21 protein-coding genes are annotated in these 16,937 nt (G+C 48.4%); 16 read left to right on the forward strand and 5 right to left on the reverse strand.

Annotation, left to right across the window (positions count from 1 at the left end):
* From ASC40_RS11045 to ASC40_RS11055, 3 genes are all read left to right on the forward strand, one after another.
* The coding region (locus ASC40_RS11045; RefSeq protein ID WP_281175495.1) for a flagellin at nucleotides 1-210 on the forward strand (210 nt) is incomplete at its 5' end.
* 161 nt (nucleotides 211-371) lie between these two features.
* Nucleotides 372-722 (forward strand): hypothetical protein, encoded by a 351-nt coding sequence (locus ASC40_RS11050; RefSeq protein WP_055439873.1) that lies wholly within the window; start codon nucleotides 372-374, stop codon nucleotides 720-722.
* Nucleotides 723-813: 91 nt separating this feature from the next.
* Complete coding sequence (locus ASC40_RS11055) at nucleotides 814-1,161, forward strand: flagellar protein FlaG (RefSeq protein WP_055439874.1); 348 nt, start codon at nucleotides 814-816, stop codon at nucleotides 1,159-1,161.
* Nucleotides 1,162-1,184: 23 nt separating this feature from the next.
* Here the strand turns inward: ASC40_RS11055 and fliE are convergent, their stop codons facing one another.
* The gene (gene fliE / locus ASC40_RS11060; RefSeq protein WP_055439875.1) at nucleotides 1,185-1,529 is read right to left on the reverse strand and encodes a flagellar hook-basal body complex protein FliE; all 345 of its coding nucleotides are present in this window, start codon (nucleotides 1,527-1,529) and stop codon (nucleotides 1,185-1,187) included.
* Between the two features lie 171 nt (nucleotides 1,530-1,700).
* Between fliE and fliF the strand changes: the two genes are divergently transcribed.
* The 13 genes from fliF to fliR all read left to right on the forward strand — a co-directional run bounded on the left by fliF (nucleotide 1,701) and on the right by fliR (nucleotide 12,500).
* On the forward strand, nucleotides 1,701-3,470 hold the full coding sequence (fliF, locus tag ASC40_RS11065; protein ID WP_055439876.1) for a flagellar basal-body MS-ring/collar protein FliF: 1,770 nt from the start codon (nucleotides 1,701-1,703) through the stop codon (nucleotides 3,468-3,470).
* Nucleotides 3,457-4,494 (forward strand): flagellar motor switch protein FliG, encoded by a 1,038-nt coding sequence (gene fliG / locus ASC40_RS11070; RefSeq protein WP_211256888.1) that lies wholly within the window; start codon nucleotides 3,457-3,459, stop codon nucleotides 4,492-4,494. Before fliF ends, fliG begins: the two co-directional genes overlap by 14 nt.
* Nucleotides 4,478-5,164, forward strand: a complete 687-nt coding sequence (gene fliH, locus ASC40_RS11075) for a flagellar assembly protein FliH (protein WP_072243452.1) — start codon at nucleotides 4,478-4,480, stop codon at nucleotides 5,162-5,164. Before fliG ends, fliH begins: the two co-directional genes overlap by 17 nt.
* Entirely contained in the window at nucleotides 5,157-6,530 is a 1,374-nt protein-coding gene (fliI, locus tag ASC40_RS11080; protein ID WP_055439878.1) for a flagellar protein export ATPase FliI, read from the forward strand. The genes fliH and fliI overlap by 8 nt, the downstream gene beginning before the upstream one ends.
* Entirely contained in the window at nucleotides 6,527-6,973 is a 447-nt protein-coding gene (gene fliJ / locus ASC40_RS11085) for a flagellar export protein FliJ (RefSeq protein WP_055439879.1), read from the forward strand. Before fliI ends, fliJ begins: the two co-directional genes overlap by 4 nt.
* A 16-nt stretch (nucleotides 6,974-6,989) precedes the next feature.
* Nucleotides 6,990-8,207 carry a flagellar hook-length control protein FliK gene (locus ASC40_RS11090; protein WP_169782099.1) on the forward strand — a complete coding sequence of 406 codons (1,218 nt, stop codon included), beginning with the start codon at nucleotides 6,990-6,992 and terminating at the stop codon, nucleotides 8,205-8,207.
* Nucleotides 8,208-8,272: 65 nt separating this feature from the next.
* A complete protein-coding gene (gene fliL, locus ASC40_RS11095; protein ID WP_055439881.1) occupies nucleotides 8,273-8,764 on the forward strand; it encodes a flagellar basal body-associated protein FliL in 492 nt (163 codons plus the stop codon).
* 45 nt (nucleotides 8,765-8,809) lie between these two features.
* A complete protein-coding gene (gene fliM, locus ASC40_RS11100; RefSeq protein ID WP_055439882.1) occupies nucleotides 8,810-9,925 on the forward strand; it encodes a flagellar motor switch protein FliM in 1,116 nt (371 codons plus the stop codon).
* Nucleotides 9,915-10,319 (forward strand): flagellar motor switch protein FliN, encoded by a 405-nt coding sequence (gene fliN, locus ASC40_RS11105; protein WP_055439883.1) that lies wholly within the window; start codon nucleotides 9,915-9,917, stop codon nucleotides 10,317-10,319. The genes fliM and fliN overlap by 11 nt, the downstream gene beginning before the upstream one ends.
* On the forward strand, nucleotides 10,316-10,687 hold the full coding sequence (gene fliO, locus ASC40_RS11110) for a flagellar biosynthetic protein FliO (protein WP_055439884.1): 372 nt from the start codon (nucleotides 10,316-10,318) through the stop codon (nucleotides 10,685-10,687). The genes fliN and fliO overlap by 4 nt, the downstream gene beginning before the upstream one ends.
* Nucleotides 10,687-11,430, forward strand: a complete 744-nt coding sequence (gene fliP / locus ASC40_RS11115; RefSeq protein ID WP_055439885.1) for a flagellar type III secretion system pore protein FliP — start codon at nucleotides 10,687-10,689, stop codon at nucleotides 11,428-11,430. Before fliO ends, fliP begins: the two co-directional genes overlap by 1 nt.
* Before the next feature lie 9 nt (nucleotides 11,431-11,439).
* Nucleotides 11,440-11,709 (forward strand): flagellar biosynthesis protein FliQ, encoded by a 270-nt coding sequence (gene fliQ, locus ASC40_RS11120; protein ID WP_055439886.1) that lies wholly within the window; start codon nucleotides 11,440-11,442, stop codon nucleotides 11,707-11,709.
* 11 nt (nucleotides 11,710-11,720) lie between these two features.
* Complete coding sequence (gene fliR / locus ASC40_RS11125) at nucleotides 11,721-12,500, forward strand: flagellar biosynthetic protein FliR (protein WP_055439887.1); 780 nt, start codon at nucleotides 11,721-11,723, stop codon at nucleotides 12,498-12,500.
* Nucleotides 12,501-12,642: 142 nt separating this feature from the next.
* Here fliR and flgL read toward each other — a convergent pair whose 3' ends face one another.
* From flgL to ASC40_RS11145, 4 genes are read right to left on the reverse strand one after another with little or no spacing between them, the layout of a single operon-like run.
* Nucleotides 12,643-13,839 (reverse strand): flagellar hook-associated protein FlgL, encoded by a 1,197-nt coding sequence (flgL, locus tag ASC40_RS11130; protein ID WP_055439888.1) that lies wholly within the window; start codon nucleotides 13,837-13,839, stop codon nucleotides 12,643-12,645.
* Nucleotides 13,840-13,862: 23 nt separating this feature from the next.
* A complete protein-coding gene (flgK, locus tag ASC40_RS11135) occupies nucleotides 13,863-15,467 on the reverse strand; it encodes a flagellar hook-associated protein FlgK (RefSeq protein WP_055439889.1) in 1,605 nt (534 codons plus the stop codon).
* A gap of 52 nt (nucleotides 15,468-15,519) precedes the next feature.
* Complete coding sequence (locus tag ASC40_RS11140; RefSeq protein WP_055439890.1) at nucleotides 15,520-15,834, reverse strand: rod-binding protein; 315 nt, start codon at nucleotides 15,832-15,834, stop codon at nucleotides 15,520-15,522.
* Nucleotides 15,834-16,928, reverse strand: a complete 1,095-nt coding sequence (locus ASC40_RS11145; RefSeq protein ID WP_055439891.1) for a flagellar basal body P-ring protein FlgI — start codon at nucleotides 16,926-16,928, stop codon at nucleotides 15,834-15,836. Before ASC40_RS11145 ends, ASC40_RS11140 begins: the two co-directional genes overlap by 1 nt.
* Between the last annotated feature and the right edge of the window lie 9 nt (nucleotides 16,929-16,937).

Below are 16,937 nucleotides of genomic sequence, written 5' to 3' on the forward strand. Positions count from 1 at the left end.
GGTGCTATCCAAAACCGTTTCGAGTCTGCAATCACTAACTTGCAAACCAACGAAACCAACTTGGCAGCAGCGCGTTCACGTATCGAAGACGCTGACTACGCGGTAGAAGTTGCGAACATGACGCGTGCGCAGATTCTTCAGCAGGCGGGTACTTCGGTTCTTGCGCAAGCAAACCAGGTTCCACAAGGCGTATTGTCACTGTTGGGTTAATACCGGCAGGGCTAATCCCCTTAGCAATGATGAAAGGCACCTTCGGGTGCCTTTTTTATTGGCTGATCATGTCTCGACAAATAAATTAAAGTTACTTGAATACCCGCCGATAACGTTAGATGGCCTTAAAAACGGCCTAATTCGCGTACAAGGTAAATAACATGAAAGTAGCAAGCGCAACCGTCACGTCAGAGCAGTTAATTAATGATGTGATTCCAAAGCTTAAAACGGTCGAGTTTATTTTGGAAAGCAAACTCAAAGCCGCAATTCAAAACAGCACGGATGCGCAGCAAAAAGCCAAGTATGAACGCCAGCAGCAAGAGTTTGAGTTGGAGTTAATGATGATTCAAATGAACTTAGATCATTTGCTGAGTCGGTATGCAGATATCATTAAACCCGAGGGGCGACGAGCGGAAAACACCTATTTGGAACTCGACGATAGCGAACGCGTGGCGTTATCAGCTATTATGAATTTGTATAATAAAGTCAGTGCATTAGCATCAACTTTGTAACCTTAATAAGCGCGGCTAAAGTTTGTACAATTTTGGCCGATATCCAATGTAAGCGAAATGAAACGAAATTCGCATTTTTGGAGAATACAGTATGGCTACCCCAATTAATGAAGCCACTTCAAATTGGCCGGTAACAACCGCTGCCGCAGAAAAGCAGCGTTTAGACCGAGTATTGCAGCAATTGCCTGCGGTGCGTCAAAGTGAAGCGCAGCGTGAAATTAAAAAAGATGAATTGGTAAAACCCGTTCAACAAATCAACGAAGTGATGAATAACTACGGTATTCACTTTGAGATGAACGACGATGCCGGCAAAATGGTGATTAAGGTTATTAGCCAAGAAACTGGTGAAGTGATTCGTCAAATTCCTAACGAAGAAGTACTACGTATTGCCCAGCATTTGCACGAAATGTCAGGGCTATTGGTGCGCGAAGAGGCCTAAGGCCTCTTTCACCGCACCCGCAACTATACCTGCATATTCATAATGTCTTTATAAGCGCTAATCAGCTTGTTGCGCACCTGCACGCCCATATCAAATGCCAAACCGGCTTTTTGTTTATCAACCATCACTTGGTTGAGCGACACGTTAGGATCACCCAACTGAAACGCTTTGGTGGTTGCCGCTGAAGTTTGTTGCAGCGAGTTAATGCGCTCTATTGAATTCTTTAATTCGCCTGCAAAGCCGCCGTTTTGCGCTTTTTCAACGCCTGGCTGCACGTTCAAATTCACTTTAGCCGCGGCCGGTGCGGCTACTTCTGCCTTCATGGTTTGCATTTGCTGTAGCGCGGTTTGAATAGCCGGTACGCTCATGGAAATCCCTCTTTCCTACTGAAATAACATGCAGCAACTATACGCGCGCGCAAGTAATGTGAAGCCTGTAATAAAGCATAAAAAAGTGCGCTTATTGTCACTTTGACTTGCATTACCTTGGGCATAATGTGCAGTAGATAAATCCGTGCACAAATTGAATTGAGATACCCAATGGAAGCAACGCAAGCGCAAACAATGAACAGCCCAGCACCTGGCGCAGTAGCGCCACAGCAATGGCTGAACAAGCTAAAACAAAGTGGTTTAGTGCCGCTGCTTATTGGCGGTGCGGCCTTTATCGGCTTGGTGTTTGCCTTGGTCATGTGGGCCAGCGCCCCTGAGTACCGCGTGCTGTATAGCAATTTAAGCGAGGCCGATGGCGGCCGTATTGTGAACGAGCTAGATACGCGTCAAATTCCATACCAGCTAAATGGTGCTGGCACTATTTTGGTACCGAGTGATCAAGTGCATAAGTTGCGCTTACAAATGGCCGAGCAAGGCTTGCCGCAAGGTGGCAACGCCGGTTTCTCACTGATGGACAACCAGGCGTTTGGTATTAGCCAATTTGCTGAGCAAGTTAACTTCCAACGAGCACTTGAAGGTGAATTGTCCAGTTCTATGGAATCTTTAGGCCCAGTGCAAAAAGCGCGTGTGCATTTGGCCATGGCCAAAGCTTCCGTGTTTGTGCGCGAGCGCGAGCCTGCCAAAGCCTCGGTTATTTTAACCCTGCACCCTGGCCGAAAACTCGGTGACGGCCAAGTTCAGGCTATTATTCATATGGTGTCTAGCAGCGTGCCTGAACTTGCACCGGACAACGTGACGGTGGTGGATCAATACGGCGCACTGTTGTCACAAAATAACCGTGACGACGCATTAAGCGGCTCAAAACTAGACTACATTCAACAAGTAGAACGCTCATATCAGCAGCGCATTGAGAACATCCTGATACCAATTTTGGGTCGCGACAACATTAAAGCACAGGTAGTGGCGCAAATTGATTTTTCAAAACGTGAAGCCACTGCCGAGCGTTACAGCCCGAACCAAACCGCCGATACTGCAGCAATTCGTAGCATTCAACGCAATACCAATTTGCAAGGTTCAGGCAATGGCGCTATGGGCATTCCTGGTGCGCTAACCAATACCCCACCAGGTGTTGAGCCTTCGCCAGTAGAAGCGCCTGCTGAAGGCGATGAAGGTGAAGTGGCAACAAATACCGGCACCCGCGCTGTGCAGCAAGACCAAGTGGTGAACTATGAGCTTGACCGTTTTGTTGAGCACGTTGATCACCAACGCGGCCAACTAGAGCGTTTATCGGTTGCTGTGGTAATTAACCATCGCACCACGCTAGACGAAGAAGGCAACCCGCAAATGGTGCCACGTAGTGATGAAGAGCTAGAGTACATTAATCGTCTTGTGCGCCAAGCGATGGGCTTTCAAGAAGCACGTGGTGACCAAATTGAAGTGGTTAATAGCCCGTTTGTAAACGAGCGTGACAACGTGGTTGAAGAGCCGTGGTATAAGCAACCAGCAGTAATGCAACTAGCACAAAACATTGTGCGCTACGTGTTGGCGGGCATTGGTATTTTACTGCTGTATTTAATGCTGCTGCGCCCATTAATGAAACGTTATGTGCATATTACGCCAGCCGCCGAAGGCGCCGTCGCAACCAACGGTAAAGGTACGCTTCGAGCCGTTGTAGGCGATGATGACGACATGGAAGAAGTTGTGGTGAAACGCCGTCGTCGCAAAGACGGTTCAACCTATGATGACGAAAACGACTTTGACGACGAAGAAGCCGCAGGCGACAGTTTCCATTGGCCAGAGCAGCGTAAAAACAAGAGTTACACGCAAGCCTTGGCGAAAGCGAAAGAAATTGCGCAGTCTAACCCGCGCCAAGTAGCCCGTATTTTACAGAATTGGATGAACGAAGATGACCACGTCTAACGCAACCGACCGTAACGCTGACAAGAGTGTTGCCAAAGAAATGAGCGGCTTGCGTCGTTCGGCGCTGCTGTTATTGATGCTGGAAGAAGAGTCGGCAGCGGAAGTGTTTAAGCATTTTCCGCCGAACCAGATTCAGAAAATCAGTAAAGAAATGACCAAGCTTTCGGATGTGTCTCACGCAGATATTAAAGCTGTGCTGGAGATGTTCCATAACGACTTGTCGAACACGCCGTCTCTGGATAAGTACGACGACTACGTGCGTTCCGTGCTCACCAAAGCCTTGGGCTCAGACCGCGCCAATACACTCATTGAAGATGTACTTGAGCACAAAGTTGGCGGTATTGGTATTGACGCTCTAAACATGATGGACGTGCCTGAAGTGGCCGAGATGATTCGCGATGAGCATCCGCAAATTATCGCCACCATTTTGATTCATTTAGACCGCGCACAAGCAGCTGGTGTATTAGAGCTATTTGATGAGCGCTTGCGCAATGACGTGGTGTTGCGTGTGGCTACGTTTACTGGTGTGCAACCAGCGGCGCTGCAAGAGCTCACCGAAGTACTGGGCGGCATGCTCGATGGTCAGTCACTGAAACGCAGCAAAATGGGTGGTGTACGCACCGCAGCCGAAATTCTTAACTTGCTTAGTGCAGGCCAAGAAGACACCGCGTTGGAAAACATTCGTGCTTACAACGACGAATTGGCTCAAAAAATTGTCGACGAAATGTTCTTGTTCGAGAACCTTATGGACTTGGACGATCGCAGTATTCAGGTACTACTACGGCAAATCGAAACGACTTCGCTGGTGGTGGCACTCAAAGGTGCCGACGATGGCTTAGTCGAGAAATTCTTGCGCAATATGTCGCAGCGTGCCGCACAGCTTATTCGCGAAGAAATGGAAACTCGTGGGCCTATTCGTGTTTCACAGGTTGAAAGCGAGCAGAAAGCAATTCTACAAGTGGTTCGTCGCTTGGCCGACTCGGGTGAAATTGTGTTGAGTAGTGGTGATGATGCCTTCGTCTAATACGAACAACCAGTGGCGTAGCTGGAACATGGAGCCATTGGCCGCGAAGCAAAAACGCGATGCCAAGCAACAAGCACAAGCTGAGCAAGCACAATTTGATCAGCAAAGTGAGTTGCGCAAGCTCCGCGAGGAAGCGCGCCAGCAAGCCTATGAAGAGGGTTTGAAAGCGGGTCGCGAAGCGGGTTACCAAGCTGGTCATGAAGAAGGCTTAAAAGCTGGCCGTGAAGAAGGCTTAGCGCATTACAACGAGCAATTGAACACAGCGTTAGCGCCGTTGAGCGCGCTGATTAAAGAAGCCGACGCAGCCGTACAGGGTATGGACGCACATTTGTCAGAAAGTTTGTTGCAACTGGCGTTAACCGTAGGTCGACAATTAGCTGGAGAAGCCCTTGACGCAAACCCAGAACAAGTTTTAGAGCTTATTCGTGCCATATTGCACGAAGACCCCATGCTTACTGACAAACCCGTATTACTGTTAAACCCTGACGATTTAGCACTGGTGAAGCAGCATTTAGAACAAGAAATTGCCGTTGTCGGCTGGAAACTGCGAGCCGATGAGCGATTAGAACGCGGCGGTTGCCGTTTAATTAGCGCCAACGGTGAGCTAGACGCCACCATTGAAACCCGTTGGCAACGTATTGTGCACCAACTAAGAGGACGCCATGGCTAGCGCCCAGCAGCAACTCGACCAATGGCAGGTTACGCTTAATAGTGTTAACCAGCGCCTGCAGCACTTACCCCAGTGGTATATGTGCGGTCGATTGGTGCGCGCAACCGGCATGGTGCTTGAAGCCGTTGGCCTGAAGCTGCCAGTGGGCAGCAGTTGCGTAATTGAGTTGCCACAACACGGCGAGGCCTTGGTTGAAGCCGAGGTAGTTGGATTCGCCGGCGATATTACCTATTTAATGCCACTAGACGCGGTGCAGGGTTTAGTACCTGGCGCACGCGTGATGCCGCTGAACGATGGCCACAATGATAGCCGTCGATTTCCGCTTGGCGAAAACTTGTTGGGTCGCGTGCTCGACGGCAGTGGCCGCCCGCTTGATAACAAGCCGCTACCTAAACAAGCCGACTATGGCTATTTAGCGACAAAAACCATTAACCCCATGCAACGCGCGCCTATTGATACCGCAATTGATGTGGGTATTCGTGCCATCAACGGGCTGTTAAGCGTGGGTCGCGGCCAGCGCATGGGCCTGTTTGCCGGTTCTGGTGTGGGTAAGTCGGTATTGCTGGGCATGATGGCGCGCTTCACCAAAGCCGATGTTATTGTGGTTGGCTTAATTGGTGAACGTGGTCGCGAAGTGCAAGAATTTATAGACCATATTTTAGGGGCCGAAGGCATGGCGCGCTCGGTAGTGGTTGCCGCCCCAGCTGACGCATCGCCGTTACAACGTTTGCAAGGCGCCTCATACGCGACCCGCTTAGCGGAAGACTTTCGCGATAAGGGCAAACATGTGCTGCTCATCATGGACTCGCTAACGCGTTTTGCTATGGCACAACGTGAAATAGCCCTCGCTATTGGCGAGCCTCCAGCAACCAAAGGCTATCCACCCAGCGTATTTGCAAAAATTCCAGCGCTAGTTGAGCGCACAGGTAATGGCGTACGTGGCGGCGGCTCAATCACAGCGTTCTATACTGTATTAACAGAGGGTGATGACCAACAAGACCCCATTGCCGATTCAACCCGCGCCATTTTGGACGGTCACATTGTGTTGTCTCGCAACTTAGCGGAAAGCGGTCATTACCCGGCTATTGACGTAGAAGCTTCTATCAGCCGTGTAATGCCGTCGGTAACGACATTGGGTCATCAACAACAAGCTCAACGCTTGAAGAAATTATTCTCTGTTTACCAGCGTAATCGCGACTTAATTAGCGTTGGGGCGTATAGCCCAGGGCACGACCCGTTACTTGACCAAGCAGTGCAAAAGTTCCCGCAAATAGAGGCCTATTTGCAGCAAAAAATGAACGACCAAGCACCGATTGCCCAAGCACTACAACGCTTAACTGAATTAGTAGGAGGTTCGTCGTCATGAATAGCGTCGTTCTCGCCCACTTAACCGAGCAAGCTGAAAAAGCACGCAACGAAGCGGCCAAATTATTGGCTGAAGAGCGTCAAAACAAACAAAGAATTGCCCAGCAATTACAAACGTTGCAGCAGTATCGCAATGACTATGCCGTGCAGTTACAACAGCAAATGCAAAATGGCATTGCAACGCATTTATTAACCAATTACCGGCACTTTTTGGCAAGCTTAGATCATGCCATTCAACGAGCGCAAAATGCGCTAGTCGATCAAGAAGGTAAAGTCGATAAAAGCCAACAACTTTGGCAGACCAAACAACGTAAACTGGCTTCTTACGAAACGCTCAGCGACAGAAAGCAAGCCGCCGCAGCCAAAGTAGCTAATCAACGAGAACAGAAGCTGGCGGATGAACTTTCGCTGGCAATGTACATGCGTCAGCGCGGGCTGCGTTAGGAGAAACAAGGTGAGCATGATGGTAAATTTCAATAATTTAGTGAATACCGCACCGGGCGCCAACAAAGGCTCGGTAAATGCGTCGGAAGGTGCTACACCGTCACAAGGTTTCGCCGCCTTATTTGCAGCGTTACAGCCGCAAACTGACCACTTAAATCAAGCGCCCACGCAAGCTCAGCTACAGCAGATAGCTAAAAACCTGAACGCGAATGAGCAGGAGCAGTTGCTTGAGCAGGCCGATTTGAGCCCTGAAACTATCGCGCTCATTGTTGCCCAGTTGCAACAGCAACAAGCCATTCAACAACCTCAAGTTGCTGCAGAACAACCAACCGCCACATTGCCTCAAGTCGCTGAATCAAGCAAAGCTAGAAATGTGGCTGCAAACCTAGCCACGCAATCACAGGCGCAAGCTTCTAGCGCAACTGTGGGGCAACAAACAATTGAGAACACCGCCCCCTTAACTGCTGGGCCTTTATTATCAGGTAAAATTACCGAGACGGCTAAACAAGCTCAGCCACCAGTGTTTACCACTCCAGTAGCGCCGCGCAATCCAGAACAGACAGACGCTCGTGTTGCGTCGACTACATGGGTGGCTGATTTGAAGCCGGTTGACCAAATAACACCTATTGATAGTACGCGGCCGGCACAAGTGACCACGGCCACCATGACCACCAGCGTGATCATGATTGATGCACCTGTTGCGCAGTCAGCACCGTCGACACAAGCTATACCAGCGACACCTAGCACAACAGTAACAACGGCTTCTCTTGCCGCCCCCGTAGGTAGTCAAGCTTGGGCCAACCAACTGCAGCAAAACGTACTGCAAATGGTTATGCACAACCAAAACGAAATGACATTACGCTTACATCCAGCCGAGTTAGGGCCTTTGCAAGTGCAATTGCGTATGGATGACACTACCGCGCAGCTAAATATTTTGACCCATAGCCAGCAGGTTCGCGGTGCACTTGAGCACGCCCTGCCTACACTGCGCGAGGCGCTGGCAAACCAGGGTATTCAATTAGGCGAATCTAACGTCAATGATCAAGGTCAACAGTTTGCTCAGCAACAAGCACGGCAGCAGGCACAGCAATGGGCCGCTAATGCGCAAAACAATGCACAAAATTTTGACGAAAATACTGTAGAAAGTTCGGAATCGGCCGAAAATACTGACATGGGCGAAAATTCTCGGCATACTGCCGCCGCCTTAAATGGTCAAGTCGATACCTTTGCTTAATCGTGCGCTAACAATAAGCGATAATAAAGCAAAGGCTTAGCTGATAAAGAACGAAGGAATTTAACATGGCGCGTAAAAACGACACACAGGCAGCTCCAGGCGGAAACAATTCGCCAATCATGCTGATTATTTTAATATTGGTGCTCGTGCTGATTGGTGCAAACACCTACTTACTGTGGGACACGCGTAATTTAGCGGCGGCGACGGCTATGGGCACAACACCAGCTGAACCTGAACCGACCGACCCAGTATTTTTATCTATACAGCCATTTACCGTGAACTTAGCGAGCGATCAATTTGGCCCACGCTTACTTTACACTGGGTTAACTCTTGAGTTACCGAGCGAACAAGTAAAAATGACTTTAACGAAGAATATGCCACAGGTTCGTAACCGTCTGTTGGTGCTGCTGTCGGGGCAAGAGGCGGAAAAAATTGCCCAGTCTGAGGGTAAGAAAATTCTAGCAAAAAGTATTATGGATTCGCTTAGCGCTCCTTATCAAGGCGACGAAGCGCTGGCCATAAACGACGTATTATTTACTGAGTTTATTGTTCAATAAGGTGAGCAATAAGTTGTTCAGTAACTTAAATAACTAAGAGTACTTATGAGTAACGGACACCAACTGTCACAAGAAGAGCTTGATGCATTATTGGCCGGCGTGGTCGACGATGATGCATCTAGCGATCCTGACACCGCAGCTGCCACTGCCGCAGATGTTGGTATCGATGCGCTTGCTCAAAAACCGAAACGTAAGGTCAAACAACAACCGTTTGACCCAGGTTCGCAAGCACGTATTGTCCGTGAACGCTTGCATACCCTTGAAGTTATTAACGAGCGTTTTGCGCGTCAGTTTCGTATGAATTTGTTTAACTTGTTGCGTCGTAACGCGGATATTACGGTTGAGTCCGTTAAATACCAACGTTTTAGTGACTTTGCCGACGCCACGCCAACACCAACAAACTTAAACATTATCTCGATGAAACCGCTACGCGGCAGTGCGCTGGTGGTATTTCCTCATGCGCTCGTTTCTATGATTGTCGAAAACCTGTTTGGTGGCGATGGCCGCTTTATGACACGCAACGAAGCTCGGGAGTTTACTGGTACCGAGCAGCGCATTATCAACCGAGTGCTGAACTTAGCAATAGATGCTTACCAAGAGTCTTGGCGCGCGGTGCACCCGCTTGAAATTAGTTACATTCGCTCAGAAATGCAGCCGAAGTTTGCGGCAATTACTAGCTCGCCAAGTGAAATTGTCGTGACCACCACCTTCCACTTAGAAGTAGGTAACCTCGACAGTAACTTCAAAATTTGTATGCCTTACGCCATGGTTGAGCCTCTACGCGACAAACTCACTAACTTGCGTGCTGACATTGGCGGTAATAGTAACGATAAAGCTTGGCGCCAACGTATTACGCATGAGTTACAAGCCTCTAGCGTTGAACTTATTGCCAACTTTGTGGATATTCCCATGCGTATTCCACAAGTCATGTCTCTTAAGCCTGGCGACGTGCTACCCATTGAGCTGCCAGAAACGGTTACTGCCACCGTGAACGCATTGCCAATTATGGAATGCGAATTTGGTAGCTTAAATGACAATCGCGCACTTAAAGTGAAGCGGTTGCTTGAAAATCACCGATTCCCGCAATCATTCATGCGTGAACGCAATAAAGGCGGCATTTTTACCCCAATGCGCGCAAAGGAGTCCTCTGATGACGAATAAAGACAACGTAACCCAAGACAATGAACAAGATCCGTGGGCTGACGCGTTAGACGAAGAAAACGGTGCTGCCGCTGACGAAAATGCCAACAGCGTTTTCAAACCTCTAGAGAACTCAGCCGCCGCTAGCTCAATGAACGAGCTGGATATCATTATGGATATTCCAGTGAAACTTAGTGTTGAACTAGGCCGCACGCGCATTACTATTAAACAGCTGCTAGAATTAGCGCAGGGTTCGGTCGTTGAGCTTGATGGCTTAGCGGGCGAGCCAATGGACATTTTGATTAACGGCTATTTAATTGCACAAGGCGAAGTGGTTGTTTTAGATGACAAATACGGTATTCGTATTACCGAAATTGTCACGCCTTCAGAGCGCGTACAAAAACTAAATCGATGAACGAAACATCTACGGCAGAACTTGATACAGGCCTTGCATTACTAGGCCAAGTAACCTTAGTGCTGATACTAATTATCGGTATTATTCTGCTGTGTGCATGGTTATTTCGAAAAATAAACGGAACCTCGTTTAGTCATTCAAAATTACTTCATGTTGTCGGCTCAGTTGCGGTTGGGCAGCGTGAGCGCGTTGTCATTGTTGAAGTGAATAGCACCTGGCTAGTGCTCGGCGTTGCCTCAGGTCAGGTTACTAAGCTACATGAATTACCCGCGCAAGAGCGCCCAGAGCCACAGTTAAATAGTTTTGCTGCGCGTTTCTCACAGGCTCTGAACAAAACTTCAGATAAGCCAACCGAAGAGGCCAAATAATGCGCATTATTTGGCTTGCCATTGTTGCTCTTACTATTTTTATCGTTCCCTTTGAGGCGTTATCGCAGTCTATTCCGGGCGTTGTGGTCGAGCCCACTGAAAATGGTGGTCAGCAGTGGTCCTTGTCGCTACAAACGTTACTATTTTTAACCAGCCTTACGTTTTTACCAGCCGTACTTTTAATGATGACCTGCTTTGTGCGGCTCATTATTGTATTTGGCCTTTTGCGTACCGCAATGGGTACACAATCGGCGCCGCCGAATCAGGTGCTACTTGGTCTAGCGTTATTTCTAACTTTTTTTATTATGGCGCCGGTATTCAACCAAATTTATGACATTGCTTGGCTGCCATTTAGTCAAGATGCCATTGATTTTCCGCAATTTTTAGAGCTTGCTTCAGGCCCTATGCGCGAGTTTATGCTAGCCCAAACACGCGAGCCCGACTTGGCATTGTTTGCTGGCTTAGCAGACGTAGGCCCTATGGCAACCCCCCAAGACGTGCCGTTTCACGTATTGGTGCCATCGTTTGTCACCAGCGAGTTGAAAACCGCGTTTCAAATTGGCTTCACTATTTTTATTCCATTCTTAATTATCGACTTAGTGGTAGCCAGTGTCCTTATGGCTCTCGGTATGATGATGGTACCGCCAGCCACAATTTCTTTGCCGTTTAAACTCATGTTGTTTGTATTGGTTGACGGTTGGCAACTACTTATTGGCTCGCTTGCAGCCAGCTTTTACGTGTAGGGGCCGCCAATGACTCCTGAAACGGTCATGACCATTGCCTACCAAGCTATGCTGCTGTGTGTGTATTTGGCTGGGCCACTGTTGCTCACTGCGTTGCTGCTTGGTTTATTGATCAGCTTATTTCAGGCTGCCACCCAAATTAACGAAATGACCCTGAGTTTTATTCCAAAAATTCTTGGCGTGCTTGCGGTGCTGGTATTAATTGGGCCCTATTTGCTGCAGCTTATTATTGATTTCACCACGCGGTTATTCACCAATATTCCGTCCATGATTCAATAACGGAGTCGCGCATGATCACGGTCACTTTTGCGCAACTTCAAGAATGGATCAGCCTATTTCTATGGCCGTTCTGCCGTTTCACTGGCCTATTGTTGATAGCCCCCGTGTTTAGTCACTCTAGCATTCCTAACCGTGTAAAAATTGGCTTGGCGCTTATATTTAGCATTATTATTGGTCCTGTATTACCCCCCTTACCCGACATCCCACTGTTTTCATGGGCAAGTTTCGGCATCATTGTCGAGCAAATCATTATTGGGGTTGCGATTGGCTTAGTGGTACAGGTGGTTTTTGCTGCCGTACAGGCCGCTGGTGAGTATATCGGCTTACAAATGGGTCTTGCCTTTGCGACCTTCTTTTCACCCGACAGCGGCGCGAATACCATGATTTTATCGCGCGTGTTTTATACCTTCGCTATCTTGATGTTTCTCGCCATTGATGGCCATTTAATCATGCTAGAAATTCTTGCTCGTTCGTTCGAGTTTCTGCCCATTGGCACATTAGGTTTAAATGCCGGCGCATTCGAACAAGTTGCACGCTTTGGTATGGTGGTGTTCAGCTCTGGAATATTACTAGCGTTGCCGGTATTTGGTGCGTTGCTTATCGTCAACTTAACCTTGGGTATTTTGAATCGTTCAGCGCCGCAGCTAACGGTATTCTCGGTGGGCTTTCCTATGTCATTGACACTTGGTTTGGTTTTGATGACGGTATTAATGACGGAACTTGGTGGCTATTTACAGCGCCTATTTCGGCTCGGCCTCAACATGGTCGAACAAGTACTTCTCGCGTTGTAAATGCAAAAGCGATATTGGAAAAAGCAAAAGCGATATTGGATATTAGATATTGGATATTGGTAAAAGCATGAAACATCAGATCTACTATCTAATATCTAATATCTAATATCTAATATCTAATATCTAATATCTTCTCTTGCACTTAAAGGAAGTTGAAGAGGCTCATGTCTTTCATGTCAACAAAGGCTTTCTGCGCCGCCTGTAAGCCAACCATACGCACGCTGTACTGTGACGCCGCTTCCACGTAATCCAAGTCAACCAAATCAGATAAAGCCTGCTCATAGGCTAATGTACGATTACCACCAATAGTGTCTAACGCATCTAGTTCATTAAGACGGGCGCCTACTTCCGCGCGAGTGGTCAACACGTTATCCATACCATTATCTAATTCACGCATAACCGTGCGCAAAGTATTTGTGCGCTGTGCCTTTTCGGCGTCGGTGGTTGCTGGGTTATCAAGCACCGCTAGCGCTTTTTCAAAGGTACGGAAAATATCCATGTTGTTATCTTGGCCGCGAGCTACACGCAATGTATCACCGTCCGCCGGCGTACCTTCTAACTCAACTTCAATACCGCCTAATGCAACGTTAGTTGGGTTGCTATAATCAGCCCACGCACCGCCATTCACGCGATACTGCATTTGGCCCGCATTGTCGGCAAACTCAATGTCGTACGCTTGCCCAAAGTCAGGGTGGTTTGAGTCAACAATATTAATGCCACCAAACTGCAAGGTACCTTGGTTATTCAAGCCTGCATCGGCTAAGTAACCTGCGCTGCTGTGCACCGAGCGGAAGATTTTATCACCCGAATGCCCTACAGCCATGCGACGCTCACCGTCGACTTGCTGCTCGCGCACCTCTGTGTTGCCGACATAGCTCACATCGCCGTTCGCGTCTCGCACAAAAGGCGCTGTATCGTCTTGGTAACCGCCAAACAAATAACGGCCATTGCCGTCGCGGGTATTGCCTAAGCCTATTAACGACTCGTACAGGCCACGCAACTCGCTCGAGACTGAAGCGCGATCCGCGTCCGACAAAGTGTCGCTTGAAGCTTGTACCATCAATGTTTTTGCGCGTGAATACACATCATTAACGGTGTTTAGAACACTTTCTTCTTGCGACAAAGAGTTACGCACGCCAACTCGCGCGTCATTGAACTGATTTGACACAGACTTTGATTGCGAAATATTTATTGCTTGCGTCATCGCTTGTGGGTCATCAGAAATATTCACAATGCGTTTACCACTGGCAATTTGCTGACCAATTTTCATGAACTCTGTTTGCTGTCGGTTCATTGACGACACGTTTTGGTTGTACATGGTGAGAGTGCTAATTCGCATAATCTATACTCCGCAGTGTCTGGTTAGCGCAATTGCAAAATGGTATCGAGAATGGTTGAACCAGTTTCGATAACTTTGGCATTGGCTTGGTAATATTGTTGGTAACGAATCAGGTTTGCGGCTTCCTCGTCAAGGTTTACGCCCGACTCTGACTGCTGCAATGCTGTTAGCTGTTCTGTTAACCCCTGCTGCGCCGCTAAGTTAGCCTGTACCACGTTAATTTGGTTGCCTAAAGTACTCACCATAGTGCCGTAGGCTTGGTTAAAAGTACCTTTGCCCTCAACTAATAACTGGTTTTGTAAGTCCAGCATGGCTAAGCCATTACGGTTATCGCCGCTTGCGTTAGACTGTGCCGCAGCTAACTGAGCACCTTCGGTAAGCAATAATTCAAAGCTCTGCGCCTGATTAACTAAAGGTCGCACACGGAAGCTGTCACCTTGATCAACGGCTCCAGTCATCGCCACTTCAACACCATTGAATGCCAACGTATCGGTGGCACCATCAAAAGTTGCATCAACCAGTTTGCCATTATCAACACGGCGAACTTCGTAGCCGGTGTCGGTTAGTTTAATGTCGTAATCGGTCGCCAATAATGCATTAGCATCGGTTATCTGTACGCCCGCAACACCGGTTCCAGTGTTCCGTGAATTGCTATAAGCAACCGGCTCTCCTGTGCCGAACATTGCTTGGCCGGGCTCTTGGTTTAGGTCGACGCCGGCTTGATGTTGCTGATTAAATGAGTCAGCAAAAACTCGTACCATTTGGCCAAGCTGGTTACGCATGGTATCTAGGCTTTTTGAACGAAACTCCATAAGTCCACTTAAGCTACCACGATTAAACGTCGACTCTTTGAGCTGAACCTGGTTGCCTGACACGTCATTGTAAAATATAGCAGTACGGGTAGGATCGTTGTCGTCAGCTCGTGCATCAAGCTGATACGAGGTGTCTCCAGAAACCAGAGGCGACCCATTATTTAACGAAATGGTATAAGACCCTGACTTTTGTTCGTGCACACGCACATCAATGCGCTGTGACAAGTCGTGCACTAGTTTATCGCGCTGGTTTAACAGGCTATTTGGTGCATCACCGGCACCAGAGCGCGCTAAAAGAATCTCTTTATTTAACTGACTAATTTGCCCAGTAAGCGAATTAATTGAGTCCACCTCAAATTTCATTTCGGCATTCACACTGCGCTCAATGTCTTCAAGGTAGTTATCAAACGACTTAAATTGACTAACCAACGTGCTCGCAGTACCTAACACACCGGCGCGGGCAGCGGGGTCTGCTGGGCTGCTATTCATTTGCCCAAGCGCGTTAAAAAACTCTTGCATAACAGGGGCTAAACCTGAACGTTCATCTGACAGCAAGTTATCAATTTGGCGCACTTGGCTGTGGTAGGTTTCTAATGAAGCAAGTGAGCCACTGGCAGCATTTAAGCGGGTGGCAACAAACTGGTTGAATTGGCGTTCAACACCATTGACTAGCACGCCGTACGAACGGTTTTCACCAAGCTGTACAAGCTCTCGGTTATAGCCAGGCGTATTCACGTTACTAATGTTGCCACTGGTGGCATAAAGCCCCGTTTGCGCCGCGCGTAAACCACTTAAGCCAATTGAAAAGATACTCATGCCTACTCCCTAATGCTGTTACCTTTGTTTATCGGCATCAGCACGTATAACTTTATGGTTTTTTACCTTGTTCCAGCTGCAATTGCTGTAATAGCTGTTCGGCTAAACCAATACCTTTACCGGCAACTTCAGTTGCCATTTGTTGGTCGAACATATCGGTGTAGGTACGCATCGCTGAACTATTAAATAATTCGGACTCACCACCAGCTTGGCGCATTGACTTCATCATTTGCGAAATAAACAAGGCTTCAAACTGCCGAGCGGCTTCTGCAGCAGCTTCTTTAGGTTGCTGCTGGCTTTGCGTTTTTAGCTTATTCAATTGTTGTGCGTCTAACGCTAAACCGACCGATGTAACAGAGTTAGCCATTAAATAATCTCCAGTTCAGCTCGCAGCGCACCCGAAGTATGCAGCGCCTGCAATATCGCCATCAAATCGCTTGGCGTAGCACCCAAGCTATTCAGCGCTTGCACTACTTGCATTAACTCAACGCCCTCAACCATTTGCAAGGAGCCCTGCTCTTGTTCAATGGCAATGTTGCTGGTTTCGCCAACCACAGTTTCGCCGCCGCTAAGCGCCGGCGGCTGGCTAACATAAGGTTGGCGGGTAATGGTTACAGATAAATTGCCATGCGCAACCGCCGCTTGCCGCAGGGTTACTGGCCCACTTAAAACAACCGAACCTGTGCGTGAATTTAAAACAACCCGAGGGCTAGCCGAGCCTGGACGCACATCAACATTTTCAACCCGCGCCATAAATTGCACACGGTTTGCTGCATCTGCTGGGCCATCAAGTTGAATGGTGCCGCCATCCAGAGCCATGGCAACCGCATAACCAAATTCTTGATTAATGCGTTCCACCATACGTAAGGCTGTGGTGAAGTCGGCTTCTTTGAGGTTCAACTGCATTTTGCCGTAAGTAATATCATGGGCAACACTGCGCTCGACCGTGGCTCCGCCAGTAATTCGCCCACCGGCTTGTTGATTAATGACAGCGGATGAACCTTGCGACTCTGCACTTGCACCGTTAATTAATAAATTACCCTGAGCCAATGCATAGACTTGGCCGTCAGCACCTTTCAGTGGTGTCATTAATAAGGTACCGCCGCGTAAGCTGCGAGCATTACCAATTGATGACACGACAATATCGAGCTCTTGCCCTGGGCGTGCAAACGGCGGCAACGTAGCCGTTACCATCACTGCCGCTACGTTACGTAACTGCATATTGGTACCCGGCGGAATAGTGACACCGAGTTGGGCCAACATGTTTGTCATGCTCTGACCGGTAAACGGCGCCTGCATGGTCTGGTCACCACTACCATCAAGGCCAACTACCAAGCCATAGCCAACAAGGCTGTTGTTACGCACGCCGGCAAAATCAGCGAGATCTTTAATACGCTCTGCGTGTGCACTTGATAAGCCAATAATGGCTATAGTCATAAGCGTCATGAACTGTCGTAACATGATAAAACC

This window comes from Pseudidiomarina woesei (assembly GCF_001418345.1).
GTDB lineage: Bacteria > Pseudomonadota > Gammaproteobacteria > Enterobacterales > Alteromonadaceae > Pseudidiomarina > Pseudidiomarina woesei.

Bases quoted from the DNA above. Each gene is read 5' to 3' on its own strand.
- ASC40_RS11090 (WP_169782099.1), top strand. From the start codon at position 6,990: ATGATGGTAAATTTCAATAATTTAGTGAATACCGCACCGGGCGCCAAC.
- fliM (WP_055439882.1), top strand. From the start codon at position 8,810: ATGAGTAACGGACACCAACTGTCACAAGAAGAGCTTGATGCATTATTG.
- fliH (WP_072243452.1), top strand. From the start codon at position 4,478: ATGATGCCTTCGTCTAATACGAACAACCAGTGGCGTAGCTGGAACATG.
- ASC40_RS11140 (WP_055439890.1), bottom strand. From the start codon at position 15,834: ATGGCTAACTCTGTTACATCGGTCGGTTTAGCGTTAGACGCACAACAA.
- fliQ (WP_055439886.1), top strand. From the start codon at position 11,440: ATGACTCCTGAAACGGTCATGACCATTGCCTACCAAGCTATGCTGCTG.
- ASC40_RS11145 (WP_055439891.1), bottom strand. From the start codon at position 16,928: ATGTTACGACAGTTCATGACGCTTATGACTATAGCCATTATTGGCTTA.
- fliO (WP_055439884.1), top strand. From the start codon at position 10,316: ATGAACGAAACATCTACGGCAGAACTTGATACAGGCCTTGCATTACTA.
- fliI (WP_055439878.1), top strand. From the start codon at position 5,157: ATGGCTAGCGCCCAGCAGCAACTCGACCAATGGCAGGTTACGCTTAAT.
- fliE (WP_055439875.1), bottom strand. From the start codon at position 1,529: ATGAGCGTACCGGCTATTCAAACCGCGCTACAGCAAATGCAAACCATG.
- fliP (WP_055439885.1), top strand. From the start codon at position 10,687: ATGCGCATTATTTGGCTTGCCATTGTTGCTCTTACTATTTTTATCGTT.
- fliJ (WP_055439879.1), top strand. From the start codon at position 6,527: ATGAATAGCGTCGTTCTCGCCCACTTAACCGAGCAAGCTGAAAAAGCA.
- flgK (WP_055439889.1), bottom strand. From the start codon at position 15,467: ATGAGTATCTTTTCAATTGGCTTAAGTGGTTTACGCGCGGCGCAAACG.
- flgL (WP_055439888.1), bottom strand. From the start codon at position 13,839: ATGCGAATTAGCACTCTCACCATGTACAACCAAAACGTGTCGTCAATG.
- ASC40_RS11050 (WP_055439873.1), top strand. From the start codon at position 372: ATGAAAGTAGCAAGCGCAACCGTCACGTCAGAGCAGTTAATTAATGAT.
- fliR (WP_055439887.1), top strand. From the start codon at position 11,721: ATGATCACGGTCACTTTTGCGCAACTTCAAGAATGGATCAGCCTATTT.
- fliL (WP_055439881.1), top strand. From the start codon at position 8,273: ATGGCGCGTAAAAACGACACACAGGCAGCTCCAGGCGGAAACAATTCG.
- fliG (WP_211256888.1), top strand. From the start codon at position 3,457: ATGACCACGTCTAACGCAACCGACCGTAACGCTGACAAGAGTGTTGCC.
- fliF (WP_055439876.1), top strand. From the start codon at position 1,701: ATGGAAGCAACGCAAGCGCAAACAATGAACAGCCCAGCACCTGGCGCA.
- ASC40_RS11055 (WP_055439874.1), top strand. From the start codon at position 814: ATGGCTACCCCAATTAATGAAGCCACTTCAAATTGGCCGGTAACAACC.
- fliN (WP_055439883.1), top strand. From the start codon at position 9,915: ATGACGAATAAAGACAACGTAACCCAAGACAATGAACAAGATCCGTGG.